The following is a 19,363-nucleotide window of genomic DNA, read 5'->3' on the forward strand; positions in this document are numbered from 1 at the left end:
CGGCGTTGGCGGATCACGCCGCGAGTTCTCGCCCGAGCGCCTCCACCCGGCGGAGATCGTCGACGAAGGCCGCGTAGGCCTCCTCCTTCGCCTCGTCGGGCAGGCGCAGCAGGTAGGACGGGTGAACTGTGATGAAGCCCTGGAAGCGGTTGTCGTGCCGCTCGAACCGGAACGGGCCGCGCGCGCGGGTGATCGGCACGGCCTTGCCGGTCAGCGCCAGCACGGCGGTCGCGCCGAGCGCCACGACGAGCTTCGGGGCCACGAATTCCAGCTCCCGATCGAGCCACCAGCGATAATGGCTGACCTCGCCGGCCGTCGGCTTCTGGTGGATGCGGCGCTTGCCGCGTTCCTCGAACTTGAAGTGCTTGACCGCATTCGTGAGGTAGCTCGCCCCGCGGTCGATCCCGGCCTCCGCCATAGCGCGGGACAGCAACTGCCCCGCCGGACCGACGAACGGGCGGCCCTGGCGATCCTCCTGATCGCCGGGCTGCTCGCCCACGAAGGCGATGGTCGCGCCGACCGCGCCCTCGCCGAGCACGGCCTGGGTCGCGCCAGGGACGAGGGGCTCGGTCCGCCGGATGATGGCGTTCAGCTCTTCCAGGGTCTTGGGATCCTGATCGGCCATCGCGGCGACGGCGCGGGCGGGTTCGCGGCGTGTGGGCACGGTCGGCTCTCTCTCGATCATGGCTTCGGTGCGCCCGGCGGCCGCCCTCACCAGGGCGGGGATCGCGGCGGTCTCCGGCATGTTGTGCCAGTATTTCTTGGGCATCTCGGCCCGCATGGCCTTCAGGTTGGTCCGGGCCGGGTTGAACGTGCTCTCGTAATAGGTCTGCCAGCCGGCCTCGAACCCGTCGCCTTCGGGGAGCTGCGTCCGGTCGCCGGGCGGCCCGAAGGTCAGCGTGTCGGTGTCCCAGCGAGCGGAGCCGTCAGGCGTCAGGATCGACCAGCGCATGCCGCGGAAGCGGCCGACGAAGAACGGCGCGGCGGCCTCGAGAATGTGGTGGTCCGGCTCGAACCACGCGACGTAGTGCTCGCCATCGCTATCCTCGGCCCGGCGGAAGCGCAGGAACGCGTGCATTTTGTGCAGGTCGCGCCCGATCGCCTTCGCCATCCGGTGCAGGCGATGGACCAGCGGATCGCTGCCCACCTCCATTAGATGCCGTTCGCCGTGGCAGACACGCCAGATCAGCGCGTAGAGCAGGCCGTAGCGTTCCGGATCGCGGTGGGGGATCACCTGTGGGATCAGGGCGGCAACGGGTTTAGGCAGGGCGAGCGGCGCGGCGGAAGTATGATCCGCATCGGCGCCGAACAGGCCGGGCGCGTCCATCACCGACCACGTCACGGCCTCGGGCGGGACATCTTGCGCGACGAGGCTGCGGGCAGCTTTGCGGAATCCATCGAGATCGGCGCCGGGATGCAAGGCAATGGCGCGCGGTCGACGCGGATCCCCTCCGCCCTCTGCGGGGGAGCGTGGCCCGCGAAGCGGGTCGGCAGAGGGGAGCACGGCTTCCGAATCGAGCCGAGCAGGTTTGAAGGCCAGAACCTCCTGCTGCACCGTCGCTCCCCTCTCCCGACCCTCGCCGACGCGAGGGCCTCCTCCCCCCGCAGAGGGGGGCGGGCGGGTCGTGGCTCCGAGCTTCATCAAAACAAACTCAGCTGCGTCGCGGGCTCGACCAACCGCGCGCGCAGATCGAGCCGATCCGTCAGGCCTACCGGACGGTGATCCGCGGCGACGAGGAACGGCCGCGCCCGCTTCAAGCCCGATGTCAGCCGGGCGACATCATTCAGCCGCAGGGTCGCGTGGCGGCGGGCCGCGATGATCTTGTCGACCGCCCGCGCGCCGAGCCCCGGCACCCGCAACAGCCATTCCCGGTCGGCCTTGTTCACGTCCACGGGGAATTTCTCGCGGTGCTTCAGCGCCCAGGCGAGCTTCGGGTCGATGTCGAGGGCGAGCATCCCCCCCTCGGAGGCGTCGGCGACCTCGTCGGGGGTGAATTCGTAGTACCGCAGCAGCCAATCCGCTTGGTAAAGCCGGTGCTCGCGCTGGAGCGGCGGCGGCTTCGGCGGAAGGATCGCCGACCCGTCCGGGATCGGGCTGAAGGCGGAATAGTAGACCCGCTTCAGGCCGACGCTGCCGTAGAGCAGCGCGCTCTTGCGGATCAGCGCCTCGTCGGTCGTGGCATCCGCGCCCACGATCACCTGCGTCGAGTGCCCGGCCGGCGAGAAGCGCCGCTTCTCGGCCTTGGCCTGCACGATCCGCTCGCCGATCTGCGCCATGGCGCTCTGGATTGCGGCGCCGTCCTTCTCGGGGGCGAGGCGCTCCAGGCTCGCCTCTGTGGGCAGCTCGACGTTGATCGACAGCCGGTCGGCGTAGAGGCCGGCCTCCTCAATCAGCCAGGGGCTCGCCTCCGGGATCGACTTGAGGTGGATGTAGCCGGCGAATCCGTGATCGCGCCGGAGCGACTTCGCAACCCGGGTCAGCAACTCCATCGTGTGATCCGGCGACTTGATGATGCCGGAGGAGAGGAACAGGCCTTCGATGTAGTTGCGCCGGTAGAAGTTGAGGGTGAGGTTCACGACCTCCTCGACGGTGAACTTCGCCCGCCGGACGTTCGAGGAGCGCCGGTTGACGCAATAGGCGCAGTCGAACAGGCACCAGTTGGTCAGCAGGATCTTGAGCAGCGATACGCAGCGCCCGTCCGGCGTGTAGGCATGGCAGATCCCGGCCCCGGTCGTGGAGCCAAGACCGTCCTTGCCGGCTGCTCGTTTCGGCGCGGCCGACGAGGCGCAGGAGGCGTCATACTTCGCGGCATCGGCCAGGATGCGCAGCTTCTTGGCGAGGGTCTCGTCCATCGAACAGACAATGAACGACGCGGTCGAAGGTGCAAGGCCGCCCGGCGTTTCGCCCCGAGCCGCGATGCCGCACCCGTCACTCCGCCTCCTCGGTCTCCGATTCGAGTTCCATGTCGATCACCCGCCGGGCGAGACCGTAGGCGAACCCGGCCCGCGCCAGCGCGGCAAGGTCCCTGTCGCGGTGCGCGGCCCGCAGGTCCGGCCGGCGATACGGGCCGAGTCGCCGCCGCTTGGCGTAAGCCTGAGCGGCCTGATCTTCGATCGCTTCCGCCGCTCCATCCGGCATCGCCTCGCGCTCCGCCTGCATGGCAGCCTCGACCACGTCCCGCGAGACGCCCTTTGCGGCAAGCTTGGCCGAAACACCCCGACTCGACGTGCCGCGGCGGCGGAGCGTGGCGAGGCGGGTGTCGGTGAAGCGCGCGTCGTCCACGAGACCGGCCGAAACCGCCCGCGCCACGGTCGCGGCGATCATCTCGGCGAAGGCCGCCGGATCTTCCCCACGCAGGCGCGCCCGCTTCTCCACCCGCCGCGCCAGGGTCCGGCGCAGCATCTCGGTGGACGCACTGTAGCGCTCGAGGTAGTGCAGCGCCGCGCGTTCGAGCCAGCTCGGGCTGATCGGCTTCGGGGGCGGGGCATCGGTATCCCGGCGTCCCGGCCCGGATCCTGCAACGATTGTTCGCTTCACCGGTTCTTCACGATCTCGACAGGTTTGCGTTCCATGACTTGGGTATGGAACGCGCGCAACGCGACAGGCTCGGCTATGGCCCGAACCCCCGTCCTTCGCCCGATCACCCGCGCCCCCCGGGGCGGCGGCGCCTTCACGCCTTGGCGGCATCTCTGATGCGCCGCGAGTGGCTCTTGGTCCTGGTGGCTGTGGGGCTGGCCGCTGCTGCGGCCGCGATCGTGTACCTGTCGCGTCCGAACACGCTCACCGTGGCGGTCGGCCCCCAGGACGGGCCGGAAGCCGCGCTGATCGAGGCCTATGCCGGCGCCCTCGACCGGGCTCGCGAGGATGTCCGCCTCAAGGTCGTGCGCTATGGCGACGTCCGCGACAGCGCCATGGCCCTCCAGCGAAACAAGGCCGACCTCGCGGTAGTGCGGCCGGACGTCTTGCTGCCCGAGAACGGCCTGACGCTGGCGATCCTGCATGACGAGGCCCTCGTCATCGCCGCGCCCGAGGCCGCCGATATCGACGACGTCCCCGCTCTGGCGCGCAAGCGCCTCGGCATCGTCGTGCGCCACAGCGCCGACCTGCCCTTTCTCACGAACCTGTTGTCCTTCTACGACCTCGTGCCCGACAACCCCGGCGAGGACGCGCCGGAGGATGGCCACGCCCTCGAGGCGGAAGCCGGCCACGTCGTCGTCGTGCCCCTGAAGGTGGGCGAGGTCACGGCCGCGCTCAACGAGAAGCGTGTCGACGCGGTGGCGGTGATCGCCAGCCCGGCCTCCAAGGTCGCGGGCGCCGTAGTGCGGGCCGTCGAACTCGGCGCGCCGGAGCACAAGGTCGGCTTCGTCTCGATCCCTGACGGCGACGCGATCCTGCAGCGCTTCCCGGAACTGCAATCGGTCACCATCCCGGCCGGGACCTTCGGCGGGCGGCCCAAGCGGCCCGACGAGGAGGTCAAGACCGTCGGGGCCTCGTACCGGCTGATGGCGCGCGGCACGGTGAGCCGGGTCGCGGTCGCCTCGGCGACGCAGCACCTGTTCGAGTGGCGCTCGCGCCTCGCCTCCGCGGCTCCGGTGGCCAAGCTGATGAAGGCGCCGGACTTCGACACGACGGTGGCGGCGACCTCCGCGCGCCTTCCGAACCATCCCGGTGCCGTCGACTATTTCGAGCGCGAGCAGCAGACCTTCCTCGACCGCTACGAGGATTACATCTACCTCTTCGCGTTTTTCGGCGGCACGATCGGCTCGGGCTTCGCCTGGATCGGGCAACGGCTCGCCCGCAAGCGCAGGGAGCGTGTCGATTTCGTCCTCGATCGCCTGCTCGACATCATGCGCGAGGTCCGCGCCGCGACGACCAGCGCCGAGCTCGACGCCATCGCGATCGAGACCGACGGGCTGGTGGCCGACGTGGTCTGTTACGCCCGGGAGCGCAGCATCGATGCCCGGACGGTGAGCGCCCTGATCCTGGCCGTCGACGGGGTCCACGCGGCCATCGCCGACGCGCGGCGGCAGACCGGCGAGGCGGAGCCGCCGGCGGCCACACGCAGGCGGACCGCGCGGTTGCTGGCCCTCGATCTCCCGGCGGCGGAATAGTGGCGGGGGCAGCGCCAACCGTACGGGCTCCGGTACGCGGCTTCGGCGAAGCGGGACTTATCGCCGCATGGCTGGCGGCGTAGGCATATCATGCTAACGGGGGCCATGTTCGATCCCGTCGCCGCCCTCAATACGGTCCTGGAGAACCTCGACCGCGAGGCCCGCGAGCCGACCAAGCTCCGTGCCGCCCTGGTGCCGCAGCTGCGCCGGGTGATCGAGGAGGGCCATCGCGCCGCCGAGGCGCAGCTGCTCGAAGACCGCAACGGCCTGCGTTGCGCCCAGAGCCTCTCGGCGCTCACCGACGCGGTGGTCCGGGCGATCCACGATGCGGTGGTCTGGCGGCTTTATCCGAACGACAACCCCTCCACCGGCGAGCAGCTCGCGGTGGTCGCCACCGGCGGCTACGGCCGGGGCACGATGGCGCCGGGCTCGGACATCGATCTGCTGTTCCTGCTTCCCTACAAGCAGACCGCGTGGTCCGAGAGCGTCGTCGAGGGGATGCTCTATGTCCTGTGGGACTTGAAGCTGAAGGTCGGCCACGCCACGCGCTCGGTCGAGGAGTGCCTGCGCGAGGCGCGGGCCGACATGACGATCCGTACGGCCCTGCTCGAGGCGCGTTACCTGTTCGGCACGCGGGTCCTGTACGAGGAGCTGGTGACGCGCTTCGACGCCGAGCTTGTGGTCGGCTCGGCCGCCGAGTTCGTGGACGCGAAACTGCGCGAGCGCGACCTGCGCGTCTCGAAGGCCGGCTCCTCGCGCTACCTCGTCGAGCCGAACGTCAAGGACGGCAAGGGCGGCCTGCGCGACCTGAACACGCTGTTCTGGATCGCCAAATACACCTACCGGGTGCGCGATCAGATCGAACTCGTCAGTGCCGGACTGTTCACACCGGAGGAATACGCGCTGTTCGAGCGCTGCGACGAATTCCTGTGGCGGGTCCGCTGCCACATGCATTTCGCGACGAAGCGCGCCGAGGAGCGTCTGTCCTTCGGCCTGCAGCCGCGGATCGCCGAGCGTTTCGGCTACGAGGCGCGGGGTGGCCTGTCGGGCGTCGAGCGCTTCATGAAGGCGTATTTCCGCATCGCCAAGGATGTGGGTGATCTCACCGCGATCGTCTGCGCCGAGCTGGAAGCGCGCCACGCCAAGCGAACGCCGGTGCTCGACCGCTGGATCGGCCGGTTCCGCGACCGGTTCCGCGCTACCGCCATCGAGGCCGAGGATTTCTGGATCGACCACGGCCGGGTGAACCTGCGGGCGGAGGATGCCTTCGAGCGCGATCCCGTCAACCTGATCCGCCTGTTCTGGCTCGCCGACCGGCACAACCTCGCGATCCATCCGGACGCTAAGCGGCTGGCCAGCCGCTCCTTGCGCCTCATCAATCCATCGCTGCGCGGGGACACGGAGGCGAACCGCCTGTTCCTCGACATCCTGACCTCCCGGAACGCCCCGGAGGAGGCCCTGCGCGAGATGAACGAGGCGGGCGTGCTCGGCCGGTTCATTCCGGATTTCGGCCGCATCGTCGCGATGATGCAGTTCAACATGTACCACCACTTCACGGTGGACGAGCATCTGCTGCGCACCGTCGGCGTGCTGGCCGACATCGAATCGGGCCGGGTCCAGGAGACCTACCCGCTGGTCTCGCGCCTCGTGCACTCGATCCACAACCGCACGGCGCTCTACGTCGCGATCCTGCTGCACGACATCGCCAAGGGCCGGCCGGAGGACCACTCGATCGCGGGCGCCGCCATCGCGGAAAAACTCTGCCCCCGCTTCGGCCTGAATCAGGCCGAGACCGAGACGGTGTGCTGGCTGGTCGAGCATCACCTGCTGATGTCCATGACCGCGCAGAGCCGCGACCTCTCGGACGCGAAGACGATCGAGCGCTTCGCCGCGAGCGTGCAGAGCCTGGAACGCCTGAAGCTCCTGACGATCCTGACGGTGGCCGACATCACGGCGGTCGGCCCCGGCGTCTGGACGGCCTGGAAGGGCACGCTGCTCCGCACGCTCTACGACGAGACCGAAGTCTACCTGTCGGGCGGCCATTCCGAGATCGCCCGCACAGACCGGGTCCGCCTCGTCCAGATGAGCCTGCGCGAGCAGCTGCCCGGCTGGGCGTCGGAGGAGTTCGACGCCTACGCGGCCCGCCACGGCCAAGCCTACTGGCTCAAGGTCGACAGCACGCGCCAGTTCAAGAATGCCGGGTTCCTGCGCGATGCGCTGGCCGATGGCCGCACCAGCGCGACCGACGTGGCCCTCGACCCCGTGCGGGGGGTGACCGAGATCACCGTCTACTCGCCCGACCACCCGCGGCTTCTGGCGATCGTCACCGGGGCCTGCGCGGCCGCCGGCAGCAACATCGTCGACGCGCAGATCTTCACCACGACGGACGGCTTCGCCCTCGACACGATCTTCATCTCCCGCGCCTTCGAGCGCGACGAGGACGAGCTGCGCCGGACCAAGCGCATCACGGCGGCGATCGAGCGGGCGCTCAAGGGCGAGATCAAGATCGCCGACCTCGTCGCCGACAAACACCCGCCGACCAGCACGCGCGCCAAGACCTTCCCGGTGCCGCCGGACGTGATCATCGACAACGCGCTGTCGAGCCGGGAGACCGTCGTCGAGGTCACGGGCCTCGACCGGCCCGGCCTGCTCTACGAGCTGACCACCGCCTTCGGCCGGCTGTCGCTCAACATCACCTCGGCGCATGTAGCGACCTTCGGCGAACGGGCGGTCGACGTCTTCTACGTCACCGACCTCACCGGCACCCGGGTAACCCAGCCCGATCGGCAGGCCGCGATCCGCGGCGCCGTGATGGATGTGTTCGCCGGCGATGTCGCCGCCCTCAAGGCGGAGGGTCTGGAGGCCCTGGTCGCCGCCCCCCCACCGCGCGAGGCGTGAGCGCCGGGTTGATTTCGCCGCCGCCGGGCCAGATATCAGCGCCGGCTCCGATTGCCGCGAACCACCCTGCCCTGATGACTGAAACACGATGACGAGCAACGACATGCCCCAGGATGACCAGCGCCAGACCACGGTCGAAGCCGGTGCCGGCGCGACCCAGGATACGGCGCCCGCAGGTCAGGGTGCCGAGGCGGCCTCCGTCGATCCTGTCGCGGAGGCCCTGGCCCTGCTCACCGCCGAGCGCGACGAGTTGAAGGACCGGATGCTGCGGACGCTTGCCGAGATGGAGAACCTGCGCCGCCGGACCGAGCGCGAGGTCGCGGATGCGCGCAGCTACGCGGTGACGAACTTCGCCCGCGACGTGCTCAACGTCGCCGACAACATCCGCCGCGCCCTCGACAGCGTCCCGGCTGACGCGAAGGCTACGGCCGACGGCGCGCTGAAAGGCTTGATCGACGGGATCGAGCTCACCGAACGCGACCTCGGCAAGACCCTGGAGCGGCACGGGGTAAAAATCGTCGAGCCCCAGGGCCAGAAGTTCGACCCGAACCGGCATCAGGCCATGTTCGAGGTGCCGAACCCGGAGGTGCCCGCCGGCACCGTCGTTCAGGTCGTGCAGGCCGGCTACGTCATCGGCGAGCGCGTGCTGCGCCCCGCCCTGGTCGGCGTGGCCAAGGGCGGTCCGAAGGCGGCCGCCAACCCGGCCGACGCCGCCTGATCGCGGCCCCCCTGATCGGAACCGCGGCGCTGGCCTACTGGCAGGGCAGCGCCGTGGCGAAGCTCGCGATGAACTGCGCCGTCTGGCGGGTCTGAATCGGCGCCCGTTGATCGCGCGCCACCCGACCCGCCTCCACCTCGAGGCGCCGGTTGCAGGCACAGCTCGTCAGGACGCCCGAATCAGGGTCGGTCGAGCAGGCGTCGTGATGCGCGCAGGCGAGATCCAGCGCGTCGATCGGCCCATAGCCGGGGCCGCGGTTCCCCGGCCCACAATAATTGCCGTAGATCAGGATCGCGCCTCGGCCGGATGCGCTCGGCGGAACGATGTCCTGCGCCCGCGCCCCCGCCGCATAGGCTGCGAGTCCGAGGACGAGAAACGCCAACTTGGTGAAGGTCGGGCTGGCAGCGATCACGGCCGATCCTGTCGGAAATGTCTCCTGACACCGCGCGGCGATACCCGTGCGGCATCCGGCACCGACGACCCGAATCAGCCCGTGGACACGATCGACGGGCTGAAGGATCGCGGTGCCGAACGCCATCCATAGCGCCTCACCACGGCCAAGCCGTCAAGATCTGATGGGGTCAATATTGACTTGGATCGGCAATTTACCTCAGCCCCGACAAGAGCAAACCCCGAATCTTGTTTGCCGGCACCGTAATACGCGGGACGGCTGGCGTTGTAATAGGTCCATCCGGTGCAGTCACGACCAAGATGGATGTACAGTGGTTTCACTTTGGCGGAGGGCCTCTCGCTGACGGCATACTCGATGCTGCCGGCCACCGCGGGGCCGGTGCTGCCTGTGGGCGAAGGCCCAGTCGGCACTCAGACCGGCGTAGAACGCGGTCCAGGTGAATACCGGCAGCAGAGGCCGCGGTACGCTGCGGGGCTGACCCACGGCTTGGCGCTGCGCGAGAAGCAGCCTGCCGCTGCGTCGCGGAGCGCGGCACGGAACGATAGCCTCATGGGGGTCCCATGCGTGGAGCGGCAGAGCCGCGGGCTCACAGGGCCAGCATGAGCAAGCCGACGATGGTCACGGAGAGGATCAGGCAGAGCGCCAGATCGAGGATCGGGCCTCCGCCGCAGCTGGCTACCGGTCGCTCCCGCTCCAGGCCTGTCTCCGACAGAACGATCACGACCGGATCCCCCCTTGGCGAAGAGCGATTGCGGCGGTCCGCATGGCCCGGTGGGCACGTGTAGGCGTAACGGTACCCGAGGATACCGCCGCCCCGCCTGAGGGGGAGACGGGAGCGGCGGCCTGCGGCGCCTTCGATCCGTTGCCGCGGTGGACCGTATCCGCGACAGCGATACCAATGGCGGGCAGCGCGAGGGCGGCGAGGACGCAGGCGATGCGTCCAAGCCGCAGCATGGGGTTTTCCTGCCGGCTTCGGCAGGTGGACGTCGTGGTGAGCGTGAGAGGCGGCAACGCGTCATCGACGAGCCTGCGAGGAACCACCTTCATCTGCGCGCTCCGGCGACCCGTGGGAAAATTGAACACGTCCGAAATTTATGTGTGCAAATTTCCCACGTCAATTGGGAAAACGCGCACCGATGTGCGGCGCCGCACGTTGTGGGATTGTCTCCCACGGCACATGCGCTAACGATGAGGCCATGTCCGAGTCTGTCGATACCCCGCGCGAGGGCGCCAGTCTGCACGCGCCCCTGGCGCGGCTGTTGCGCCCGCTCGTGCGCCTGCTGGTGGCACGGGGCATCACCTTCCCGGCTCTCACGGATCTGCTGCGCGAACTCTACGTGAACGTCGCCGAGTACGATTTTGCCCTCGCCGGCAAGGAACAGACGGACAGCCGCGTCTCGCTTCTCACCGGCATCCATCGCAAGGAGGTGCGGCGGCTGCGCGGTGCCGGCGCACCGGTCAGCGTGGTGCCGGCCGTCGTCTCGCGCACGAGCCGCATCATCGCCCGGTGGATCGCCGACCCGGCCTACACCGATCCGCAGGGGCACCCCCTGCCGCTGCCGCGGACCGCCGAGGGCAGCGCGTCCTCCTTCGAGACCCTGGTCTCGGGCATCACCCGGGACGTGCGGCCGCGCGCCGTCCTCGACGAATGGCTCGACCGCGGCCTCGCCTTCACGGACGCGCAGGACCGGATCGTGCTGGCGGAAGCGGCCTATGTACCGCGGGGCGACGGCGCGGAGGGGCCGCAGCTCTACTATTTCGGCCGCAACCTGCACGACCACATCGCGGCCGCCGTGGCCAACATCGTCGGCGACAGGCCGCGCTTCCTTGAGCGGGCCGTCCACTACGACGGGCTCTCCAGGGAACTCGCGATCAAGCTCGAGGCGCGAGCGCGCGAGATCGCCATGGAGGCTCTGCAGCAGGCCAATCGGGAAGCGCACGCCGCCTGCCAGACCGATCCGGGCGGCGACCACCGCTGGAACTTCGGGCTCTACATCTACACGGAAGCCGCCGCCTCGGCGCCCCCCACGGACGGGCGCTGAGGAGCCGGCCGGTGCGATCCTTGCCGAACCGCCGGTTCGTCCTTCGCCTGCTCGCGGGCGCCGCAGCCCTGAGCCCGGTTGCCGTGCGCCCGCAGGAGGCCCCGCGCGACCAGGGCATCGGCGGCACCGGCATGATGAGGACCGACGAGCCGCGCGACGGCGCGCTGGGGGAAGGCGACCGCGGCATCGGCGGCACCGGCGTGATCGGGACGATCCGCCGCTTCGGCTCGATCATCGTCAACGACCTGCGCATCGCCTACCCCCCAGGGGTCGAGGTCCGGATCGACGGCGAAGCCGGGACGGCGGCCGATCTGAAGATCGGCCAAGTCGTCCATGTGGTCGCGCGGCCCGACGGCGGCGGCCTCGCCACACGCCGGATCGACGTGACGAGCGAGGTGGTCGGACGGGTCGAGTCGGTCGCGCCGGGACGGATGATCGTGCTTGGGCAAAGGGTCTCCACCGCGGGTCTGGCTGGCGCCTGGCAGCCGGGCACCCGGGTCGCTGTGAGCGGCCTGCGCCGGCCTGACGGCGTGATCGTCGCGAGCCTGATCGAGCCGCGCGCGTCCGGGCCGGACCGCGTCGCCGGGCCGGTGCGGCGCGAGTCCGGGGGTGCCCTCACCATCGGGCGCCTGCGCCTGACGGGCGCGGAGGCCCTGCCGCCGGGCCGACGCGCCCTGGTGACCGGCACCGAGGCGGACGGCGCGCTGCGCGTGACGAACGCCGCGCAGGTCGGGCTGCCGTTTCCGCCAGGCCTGAAGCAGGTCTCCATCGAAGCCTATATCGGCCGGACCGGCACCCGCCTGGATGTCGGCTCCGGCTACGCCGTCGCGGGACGTCCGAACGCCCTCGTGCCTCACACGGGAAGTGCGCGGGCCGTGCTGACCGCGACCGTCGCGCGGGACGGCGATCTGACCGTCGAGCGGCTGCGGGTCGAGAACCGCATCGCGCCCGAGCCTCCGCAGCCGGACACGCCCCGGTTCGAGCGGGAACGCGACCGCCTCGACTTGCGCAACCTGCCCGACGAGATTCCCGGCCGCTTCGGCGCCGAGCCCGGCGGTCGGCAGGGCGGTCCGGGCGGCATCGGCGAGCTGCACGGCCCCGCGATCGATACCCGGCCGGGTGCCGCGGTCGTCCCCGGGGCGGACGGTGCTGGCGGATTTAGGGCGCCCCACGGCGGCTTCGGCGGCGCACCGCCGGCAGGTCCCGGAGCGTTCCCGGGCGGCCCGGGCGGATTTGGCGGACCGCCCGGTGGTCCTGGCCCTGGCCCCAGTGGCGGCGGCTTAGGCGGCGGTTTCGGCGGACCGGGGGGCGGTCGGCGCTAGGATGACGGCCGTCAGGCGTCCGTCTCGCGGGCGAGCAGGGCGCGCTTGCGCGCAACGCCCCAGCGATACCCCGACAGGGCACCGTCCGAGCGCACCACCCGGTGGCAGGGGATCGCGATCGCGAGGGGGTTTGCGCCGCAGGCCTGGGCGACCGCCCGCATCGCGGCCGGCGCGCCGATCGCGCGGGCGATCTCGGCATAGCTCGCTGTCGAGCCGACCGGGATCTTCCTCAGCGCCTCCCAGACCCGCTGCTGAAAGGCGGTGCCGCGAATGTCCAGCGGCAGATCGAGGCCGCCGCCCGGCGCCTCGACGAGGCCGATGACCCGCGCCATCCAGGTTTCGAAGGCCGGATCGCCGCCCTCGATCTCCGCCCTCGGGAAGCGATCCTGGAGATCCCGCACTAGGGCATCGGGCTCGTCTCCGAGCAGGATCGCGCAGACGCCTGTGGCGGTGGCGGCGACGAGGATCGCCCCGAGGGAGCAGGCCCCGACGCCGAATCGCATGGGGATGCCGGCGGCCCCCTTCCGGTATTGGTCGGGCGCCATGCCGAGGCGCGGGGCGCCCCCGGCATAGAACCGGCTCGCGGTGCCGTAGCCGGCCTCGTAGAGCGCCTCCGTTACGGTTTCGGCGCCCGGCAACCGGGCCGTAAGCACCGCGGCGCGGCAGGAGGCGGCGTAGGTCTTCGGGGTGACTCCCGTGGCGGCCTTGAAGATCCGGTGGAAGTGGAAGGCGCTCAGGCCGGCGTCACGAGCGAGTTCCGCGAGTGGTGGCATCGTCTCGGCCGCCTCGATGGCCCGGCAGGCCCGGGCCACCGCCTCGGCGCGACGTTCGGCCAAGCCGGCCTCGTTCGGCCAGCAACGCCGGCATGGCCGGAAGCCGGCGGCCTCCGCTTCCGCGCAGGTCGCGTGGAAGCTCACATTCTCGGGCCGGGCCGCGCGGGACGCGCAGCTCGGGCGGCAATACACGCCGGTGGAGCGGACCGCGTACACGAAGGTGCCGTCCGCCCGCACGTCGCGATCGGCCAGGGCAGCCCATCGGGCGGCCTCGGCGGTGTCGATCTTGGGGCGGTTGCTCATGGCGGCAGCACTATGCGTCTTGGCGCAGGCGATGGGGAGGGGCATGACGGAACCTGACGGGCGGGAGCGGACGTTCCCGCCACCCTGCCCGTTCGCCACAATCCCGGCATCCCACTCCTTGCTGCCGAATCCGCACTCCTGGGCGGACGCAACCTGAGCAGCCGATCAGTCTCACGAGTGCGCCATGGCTTCGAGCACGCCCGACCACATCCATGTCGGCAAGGACGGTTGGCTGTTCCTCAAGACCGGGACCAACGACGTCCTCGGCCAGTACGAGCGGCCGGAGGAGACCACCGAGCTTGTCTGGCAATGGCGGAGCCTCTTGGCGACCCGCGAGCGGCGGCTGCGGGCCATGGGCATCCTGTACCGGCATGTGGTAGCGCCGGAGAAACTGATGATCTACGACCACCGGCTCGACGGCATCACGATCCGGCCGACCGCCTCGCCGGCCTACCGGCTGCTCCATAGCGAGCCTCCGCTGGTCGGCCGTCGTGGGCCGCTCGGCCTCTATACCGCGTGGCGTCGGCGGAAACGCTGGCGGGAGACCTGCATCGATCTGGTGACGCCGATGCGCGCCCAGCGCGACAGGTCCGACCTTTACTGCCGGACCGATACCCACTGGTCTCCCGACGGCTGCTATCTCGCCTACGCGGAGATCTGCCGGGCGCTGGGGGCCGAGCCCCGGGCGGATCTCCGGGACCGGCCCTCCTTCGAGACCGATCACGATGGCGATCTGGGGAGCGCGTTCGATCCGCCCCGTCGGGCGCGCTCACGCACCGTCCTGATGCAGCAGGATGCGGTGCGGACCTATGGCAGCCCGATCGTGGAGGCGCGGGAGAAGGCCGGCCTCCTGCACACGCTGCATGTCGGCGCCCATGTCGTCTACGGCAATGCCAAGGCGACCGACCCGCGCCGTCTGGCGCTGTTCGGCGATTCCTTCTCGCACATCATGCCGTACATGCTGACGATCATGCTGGCCGAGACGTTCCGCGAGGTGCACTTCATCTGGAGCACCTCGCTCGACTGGCCGTATATCGAGCGCGTCAGGCCCGACATCGTGCTGACCGAGGTGGCCGAGCGCTTCATGGTTCAGCTGCCCGACGACACCTTCTCGGTGGAGCGCTACGCGCAGGACCGCTTCGGCACAGAACTCGCAGCCGCGGATGCCTGAGCGCCGTCATCCCGGGACTGCGCAGCAAGGCCCGGGAACCAGCCCCTCAACGCGTGCGCGGACCGGCTCTATTGGCGGCCCTGGATTCCGGGTTCGCCTGCAGCGCCCCGGAATAACGGGGTTCGATGTCAGGCGGGCAGCAGACATCGGGCACGTCGCAACGCGGGGCTCCGGTGTCTTGGCCCATGGGGTGAACGCTTACGCCTGCAGCTTCGCCACCAGCGCGTCCGACAAGGCGAAGTTGACGTAGACGTTCTGAACGTCGTCCTGGTCCTCGATCACCTCGACGAGGCGGATCAGCTTTTCGCCGGTCTCATCGTCCACATCGATCGTGTTCTGCGCCTTCCAGATCAGGCCGGTGCGGCTCGGCTCGCCGAAGCGGGCCTCCAGCGCCTTGGCGACTTCGCCGTAGGAATCCTGGGCGCAGATCACCTCGTGCCCGTCCTCACCGGAGCTGACATCGTCGGCGCCGGCCTCGATCGCAGCCTCCAGCATCGTGTCGGCATCGGCCACGGCGGCCGGGTAGGCGATGACGCCGACGCGGTCGAACATGAAGGCGACGGCCCCGGTCTCGGCCAGGCTCCCGCCGGACTTGGTGAAGGCCGAGCGCACATCCGAGGCGGTGCGGTTGCGGTTGTCGGTCTGCGCCTCGACGATCAGCGCGGCCCCGCCCGGCCCGTATCCCTCGTAGCGGATATCCTCGTAATTCTCGCCGTCGGCGCCGGCGGCCTTCTTGATGGCGCGCTCGATGTTGTCCTTGGGCATGTTCTCGGCGCGGGCCGCCAGGATCGCCGCCCGCAGGCGCGGATTCATCGCCGGGTCGGGCGTGCCGAGCTTGGCCGCCACGGTGATCTCGCGGGCGAGCTTGCCGAACACCTTCGAGCGGACCGCGTCCACCCGGCCCTTCCGGTGCATGATGTTCTTGAACTGCGAATGGCCTGCCATGACGGTTCAGACTTTTGTTCGTTGGCGAGGGCGGGCATCCGGGACCCCGCCGTCGCGGCTGTGAGGTCGCCGCGTTATAGGCCGCCGCCTTCCGGCGAAGCAACGCGGCCGGTCACGGTGTCGGTGATCGGCTTGCGGCGGAAAGATCGCCGCGTCCAGGCGTTGCTGCAGGAAACCTCCTAGGCCGGATGTCGGATATCGGGTCGTAACAGGCGCAAGACGGACATGGTAGCTTACGCGAGCGCCGGTGTCGGCCGGGCCGTCGCGCACGACTGTGCCCGGCACGCGATCTATCAGCCCGCTGCAATCGCCCGGCGCATATTCCGGGCGGCCCACGATGCGCCGCGGCAATTGTGGATCGGCGCCTCGGCCGGGAAGGCGATCATCGGAAACATGCTGATCCCGGGCTGGGTCGACGGAAGTCTGGCCCGGCACGGCTATCGCGGGGAGATCACCAGCGTGAAGACCCAGACGAACTGCCCCGACAACCTCTACGACCCGGTCGACACCGATCCCGGGGCACACGGGCGCCTCGACGCCCACGCGACCAGCCCTGTAGCCGCCGCCGATCCGCGCTGGCTCAAGCTCGGGATCGCGGCGGCGCTCGGCGTGGTTGCGGGCACGATGCTGTTCGCCACCGAGGCGCACGGGCGCAGCGAGGGGCGCACGGCGGCGCGCAACCGGCGGCGCACCCCCGTACGGGCCCGGCTCGTGGGGTAAGCGCCTCGACCAGCCCCTTCGCGGGCCTGCCCGCACCGGGATCCGGAAACGCGGCCGGCCCGCTGAAGCGCGGCGGAGCAGCTCGCGTCGATCAGGCTGCCCGCACAGTCGCGAGGAAGCGGTGAACCTCCTCGGTGAGTTCGTCCGATTGGCGCGCAAGCTCGAAGGCGGAGGCCAGCACCCGGTCCGCCGCGGCGCCGGTCTTCTCCGCCGCCCCGGCGACGCCCGTGATGTTGCTGGTCACCTCACCAGTGCCGGCGGCCGCCTGGCCGACGTTCCGCACGATCTCCTGCGTCGCCGCCCCCTGCTCCTCGACCGCGGCCGCGGTCGAGGCCGCAGCACCGTCGATCGCGCGGATGCGGCCGGCGATGCGTTCGATCGCCGATACCGCCTGACCCGTCGCCCCTTGCACCTGCCGGATCTGCCGGCCGATCTCGTCGGTCGCCCTGGCGGTCTGGTCGGCCAGCGCCTTCACTTCGGCGGCCACCACCGCGAAACCCTTGCCGGCCTCGCCGGCGCGGGCCCGCCTCGATCGTGGCGTTGAGCGCCAGCAGGTTGGTCTGCGCGGCGATGCCCGAGATCAATCCCACAACTTCGTCGATCCGGGCGACGCTCGCCGTCAGGGCCTCCACCAGCTCGGCCGCCCGGTCCGCTTCGTCTACCGCGGCCCGGGCTAGATCGGCCGAGCCGGTAACCTGCCGGCCGATCTCCCGCACCAACGTGCCGAGCTCCTCGGAGGTCGCCGCCACCGTGCCGGCGTTGGCCGCGGCCTCATCGGCCGCAGCCGCCACGGTGAAGGACCGCTCCGCCGTCCCGGCGGCGGTGGTCGCCATGGTCTTCGCGGTGGCCTGCAGCGCGTCGGCCGAGGACGCGACCCGGCCGACGATTCCGCCGGCCGTCCGCTCGAACGCGTCGGCGATCTGGTTCATGGCCGCCTGGCGCTGCCCCTCGGCGAGGCGCCGCATCGCATCGACCAGGTCGAGAATCCCCCGCACAACGCGGGCCTGCACGATAATGATCGCCGCAGCCGCAAAGCTGGTCGCGAACATCATCGCGGCGACGGCGATCGCGAGTTCCCGCCGCGCCGCCGCCGCGGAGGCGCCCGCTTTCCCGACCGCGGAGTCGATGGCCGCGATCGCCGCCTCGGAGATCGCATTCAGGCCGATCAGGGCCTTGGCATCCCACTCGGCGGCCGAGGTGGGAATGGGACGCCCCTTCATGAGGGCGTCGAGGGCGGCCTGCCGCATTTCGGCCAGTTGGCCGGTGAAGTAGGCTGCGTCCGCCCGGGCATAGATCGCTCTGACGGATGCCTCAGCCCCCGCGATCTCGATCGATCGCTGCGCCAGCTTCCAGGCCGCGGCCGCCTGTGTCTCCAACGTGTTCAGCCGCAGCCATTCCTCGGGCTTCGCAGCCCGACCGCTCGCAAAGAACTCAATCACCACCACGTTGGCGGTGCCGGCACCGCTGAGATCGATCCAGGACCGGGTTCGCAGCGGCGGCTCTTGCAAGACCCGCCTAGCGACGTCCCGCGTGCCAGTCCTTCAAGTCAGCCAGCGTCACCACGTGGTGCGGCCACTCAAGACCCGCGATGTGTCGGTGCGGGCTCCCGGGCTCTCCAAGATCCGAGACCGCCGAGAAAGCTCCGTCGAGCTTGTGGCTGCCGGTGTAGCGGCTGCGGGTCGCCAGGACCGGGAGGCCGGCGGCGCGCGCCGAGCTGATCCCGGCGGCCGAATCCTCGAATGCGACGGCCTCCCAGGCGGCGACGTCAAGGCCGGCGAGCGCCAGAAGATACACGTCCGGGGCGGGCTTCTTGCGATCCGCCTCGTCGCCCGCCGCGATCACGTCGAAGGGCGCGTCGCCTGGCGGAAAGTTGATGGCCAGCAGTCGGTCGACGTTCGGCCGGCTGGTGGTGGTGGCGACGGCGAGCCGGATGCCAGCCGCCCGGGCCTCGGCGATGAGCCGGGCGATACCGGGCCGCAGAGGCAATCGGCTCTCCACCACGAGCGCGCCGTAGGCCGCCGTCTTGCGGGCGTGAATCTCGGGAGCGAGCGCGTGAAGCGCCTTCGCGTCAGGCGCATGCTGCGTGTCGATGTAGTAGGCGAGCCGCTCCTTGCCGCCCATCACGGTGAGCAGGTCGGCGTAGAGCGCCGCGTCCCAGTGCCAGGGCAGGCCGAGTTCCACGAAGGCGCGGTTGAAGGCCTGCCGATGCAGGTCCTCGGTCTCGGCGAGGGTGCCGTCGACGTCGAAGATCAGCGCCTTCAACACGACAGGTCGCGGCCGGATGCGCCCTCCGCGCCCTCGCGGATCGCCGCGATGCGCTCCGCGTAGGCGGCCGGACCGCCCGAGAAGACGGCGTTGCCGGCCACGAAGGTATCGGCACCCGCGCGGCTCGCCGCTCTCACGGTCTCCGCATCGATGCCGCCGTCGACCTGGATGCGGATATCGCGCCCCGCCACCATGGCCCGCACCCGCGCAACCGATTCCATGCAGCTCTTGAGGAAGCTCTGGCCGCCGAAGCCGGGATTGACGGTCATCACCAGCACGAGGTCGACAAGGTCAAGCACCGGCTCGACCATCGCGGCCGGCGTGCCGGGATTGATCGCAATCCCGGCGCGCTTGCCGAGGTCGCGGATGGTCTGGAGCGAGCGATGGATGTGCGGGCCGGCCTCAGCATGGACCGTGATGCCGTCGGCGCCTGCCTGCGCGAAGGCCGCGAGGTACGGATCCGCCGGGGCGATCATCAGATGCACGTCGAAGTATTTCTGCGTGTGCGGGCGGAGCGCCTTCACGACCGGCGGCCCGAAGGTGATGTTGGGCACGAAATGGCCGTCCATCACGTCGAGGTGGATCCAGTCGGCCCCGGCCGCATCGATGGCGCGGGTTTCTTCCGCGAGCTTCGAGAAGTCGGCGGACAGAATGGAGGGGGCGAGGATGGGAGGAAGCATAG

The 19,363-nt window shown here is 70.2% G+C and carries 16 protein-coding genes and 1 pseudogene; 7 read left to right on the forward strand and 10 right to left on the reverse strand.

Annotated elements, in window-relative coordinates; genetic code table 11:
- Nucleotides 1–13: 13 nt before the first annotated feature.
- The 3 genes from JOE48_RS11350 to JOE48_RS11360 all read right to left on the reverse strand — a co-directional run bounded on the left by JOE48_RS11350 (nt 14) and on the right by JOE48_RS11360 (nt 3,469).
- Nucleotides 14–1,504 carry a UdgX family uracil-DNA binding protein gene (locus tag JOE48_RS11350; protein ID WP_210035699.1) on the reverse strand — a complete coding sequence of 497 codons (1,491 nt, stop codon included), beginning with the start codon at nt 1,502–1,504 and terminating at the stop codon, nt 14–16.
- Nucleotides 1,505–1,641: 137 nt separating this feature from the next.
- Nucleotides 1,642–2,853: a putative DNA modification/repair radical SAM protein gene (locus JOE48_RS11355; protein WP_210029864.1), complete on the reverse strand. Its 1,212-nt coding sequence runs from the start codon at nt 2,851–2,853 to the stop codon at nt 1,642–1,644.
- A gap of 76 nt (nt 2,854–2,929) precedes the next feature.
- Nucleotides 2,930–3,469 carry a regulatory protein RecX gene (locus JOE48_RS11360; protein WP_210035701.1) on the reverse strand — a complete coding sequence of 180 codons (540 nt, stop codon included), beginning with the start codon at nt 3,467–3,469 and terminating at the stop codon, nt 2,930–2,932.
- A 224-nt stretch (nt 3,470–3,693) separates the two neighbouring features.
- Here JOE48_RS11360 and JOE48_RS11365 point away from each other — a divergent pair, with 224 nt between their 5' ends.
- The 3 genes from JOE48_RS11365 (at nt 3,694) to grpE (ending at nt 8,728) form a co-directional block, all read left to right on the forward strand.
- Nucleotides 3,694–5,112, forward strand: a complete 1,419-nt coding sequence (locus JOE48_RS11365) for a TAXI family TRAP transporter solute-binding subunit (protein ID WP_210035702.1) — start codon at nt 3,694–3,696, stop codon at nt 5,110–5,112.
- A gap of 105 nt (nt 5,113–5,217) precedes the next feature.
- Complete coding sequence (locus JOE48_RS11370; protein WP_245252798.1) at nt 5,218–8,010, forward strand: [protein-PII] uridylyltransferase; 2,793 nt, start codon at nt 5,218–5,220, stop codon at nt 8,008–8,010.
- A gap of 103 nt (nt 8,011–8,113) precedes the next feature.
- The gene (grpE, locus tag JOE48_RS11375; RefSeq protein ID WP_210029867.1) at nt 8,114–8,728 is read left to right on the forward strand and encodes a nucleotide exchange factor GrpE; all 615 of its coding nucleotides are present in this window, start codon (nt 8,114–8,116) and stop codon (nt 8,726–8,728) included.
- A gap of 34 nt (nt 8,729–8,762) precedes the next feature.
- Here the strand turns inward: grpE and JOE48_RS11380 are convergent, their stop codons facing one another.
- A complete protein-coding gene (locus JOE48_RS11380; RefSeq protein WP_210029869.1) occupies nt 8,763–9,140 on the reverse strand; it encodes a hypothetical protein in 378 nt (125 codons plus the stop codon).
- Between the two features lie 586 nt (nt 9,141–9,726).
- Nucleotides 9,727–9,861 (reverse strand): hypothetical protein, encoded by a 135-nt coding sequence (locus tag JOE48_RS30810; protein ID WP_280921310.1) that lies wholly within the window; start codon nt 9,859–9,861, stop codon nt 9,727–9,729.
- A 475-nt stretch (nt 9,862–10,336) separates the two neighbouring features.
- Here JOE48_RS30810 and JOE48_RS11385 point away from each other — a divergent pair, with 475 nt between their 5' ends.
- Both JOE48_RS11385 and JOE48_RS11390 read left to right on the forward strand, forming a co-directional pair.
- On the forward strand, nt 10,337–11,182 hold the full coding sequence (locus tag JOE48_RS11385) for a DUF6502 family protein (protein ID WP_210029871.1): 846 nt from the start codon (nt 10,337–10,339) through the stop codon (nt 11,180–11,182).
- 11 nt (nt 11,183–11,193) lie between these two features.
- Nucleotides 11,194–12,504 (forward strand): DUF5666 domain-containing protein, encoded by a 1,311-nt coding sequence (locus JOE48_RS11390; RefSeq protein WP_210029873.1) that lies wholly within the window; start codon nt 11,194–11,196, stop codon nt 12,502–12,504.
- 11 nt (nt 12,505–12,515) lie between these two features.
- Here the strand turns inward: JOE48_RS11390 and ada are convergent, their stop codons facing one another.
- Nucleotides 12,516–13,580 (reverse strand): bifunctional DNA-binding transcriptional regulator/O6-methylguanine-DNA methyltransferase Ada, encoded by a 1,065-nt coding sequence (ada, locus tag JOE48_RS11395; protein WP_245253245.1) that lies wholly within the window; start codon nt 13,578–13,580, stop codon nt 12,516–12,518.
- A gap of 184 nt (nt 13,581–13,764) precedes the next feature.
- Here ada and JOE48_RS11400 point away from each other — a divergent pair, with 184 nt between their 5' ends.
- Nucleotides 13,765–14,751 carry an alginate O-acetyltransferase AlgX-related protein gene (locus JOE48_RS11400; protein ID WP_210029877.1) on the forward strand — a complete coding sequence of 329 codons (987 nt, stop codon included), beginning with the start codon at nt 13,765–13,767 and terminating at the stop codon, nt 14,749–14,751.
- 198 nt (nt 14,752–14,949) lie between these two features.
- Here the strand turns inward: JOE48_RS11400 and JOE48_RS11405 are convergent, their stop codons facing one another.
- Nucleotides 14,950–15,696 carry a YebC/PmpR family DNA-binding transcriptional regulator gene (locus tag JOE48_RS11405; protein WP_210029879.1) on the reverse strand — a complete coding sequence of 249 codons (747 nt, stop codon included), beginning with the start codon at nt 15,694–15,696 and terminating at the stop codon, nt 14,950–14,952.
- Between the two features lie 225 nt (nt 15,697–15,921).
- Here JOE48_RS11405 and JOE48_RS11410 point away from each other — a divergent pair, with 225 nt between their 5' ends.
- On the forward strand, nt 15,922–16,416 hold the full coding sequence (locus JOE48_RS11410) for a hypothetical protein (protein WP_245252799.1): 495 nt from the start codon (nt 15,922–15,924) through the stop codon (nt 16,414–16,416).
- A gap of 91 nt (nt 16,417–16,507) precedes the next feature.
- On the opposite strand, the pseudogene JOE48_RS11415 reads toward JOE48_RS11410, so the two are convergent.
- The 3 genes and pseudogenes from JOE48_RS11415 to rpe all read right to left on the reverse strand — a co-directional run bounded on the left by JOE48_RS11415 (nt 16,508) and on the right by rpe (nt 19,361).
- Nucleotides 16,508–17,663 (reverse strand): annotated as a pseudogene (locus JOE48_RS11415) (methyl-accepting chemotaxis protein).
- Between the two features lie 268 nt (nt 17,664–17,931).
- Entirely contained in the window at nt 17,932–18,681 is a 750-nt protein-coding gene (locus JOE48_RS11420) for an HAD-IA family hydrolase (RefSeq protein WP_210029881.1), read from the reverse strand.
- A complete protein-coding gene (gene rpe / locus JOE48_RS11425) occupies nt 18,675–19,361 on the reverse strand; it encodes a ribulose-phosphate 3-epimerase (protein WP_210029883.1) in 687 nt (228 codons plus the stop codon). Before rpe ends, JOE48_RS11420 begins: the two co-directional genes overlap by 7 nt.
- Nucleotides 19,362–19,363: the final 2 nt, after the last annotated feature.

The sequence above is a fragment of the Methylobacterium sp. PvR107 genome (assembly GCF_017833295.1).
GTDB lineage: Bacteria > Pseudomonadota > Alphaproteobacteria > Rhizobiales > Beijerinckiaceae > Methylobacterium.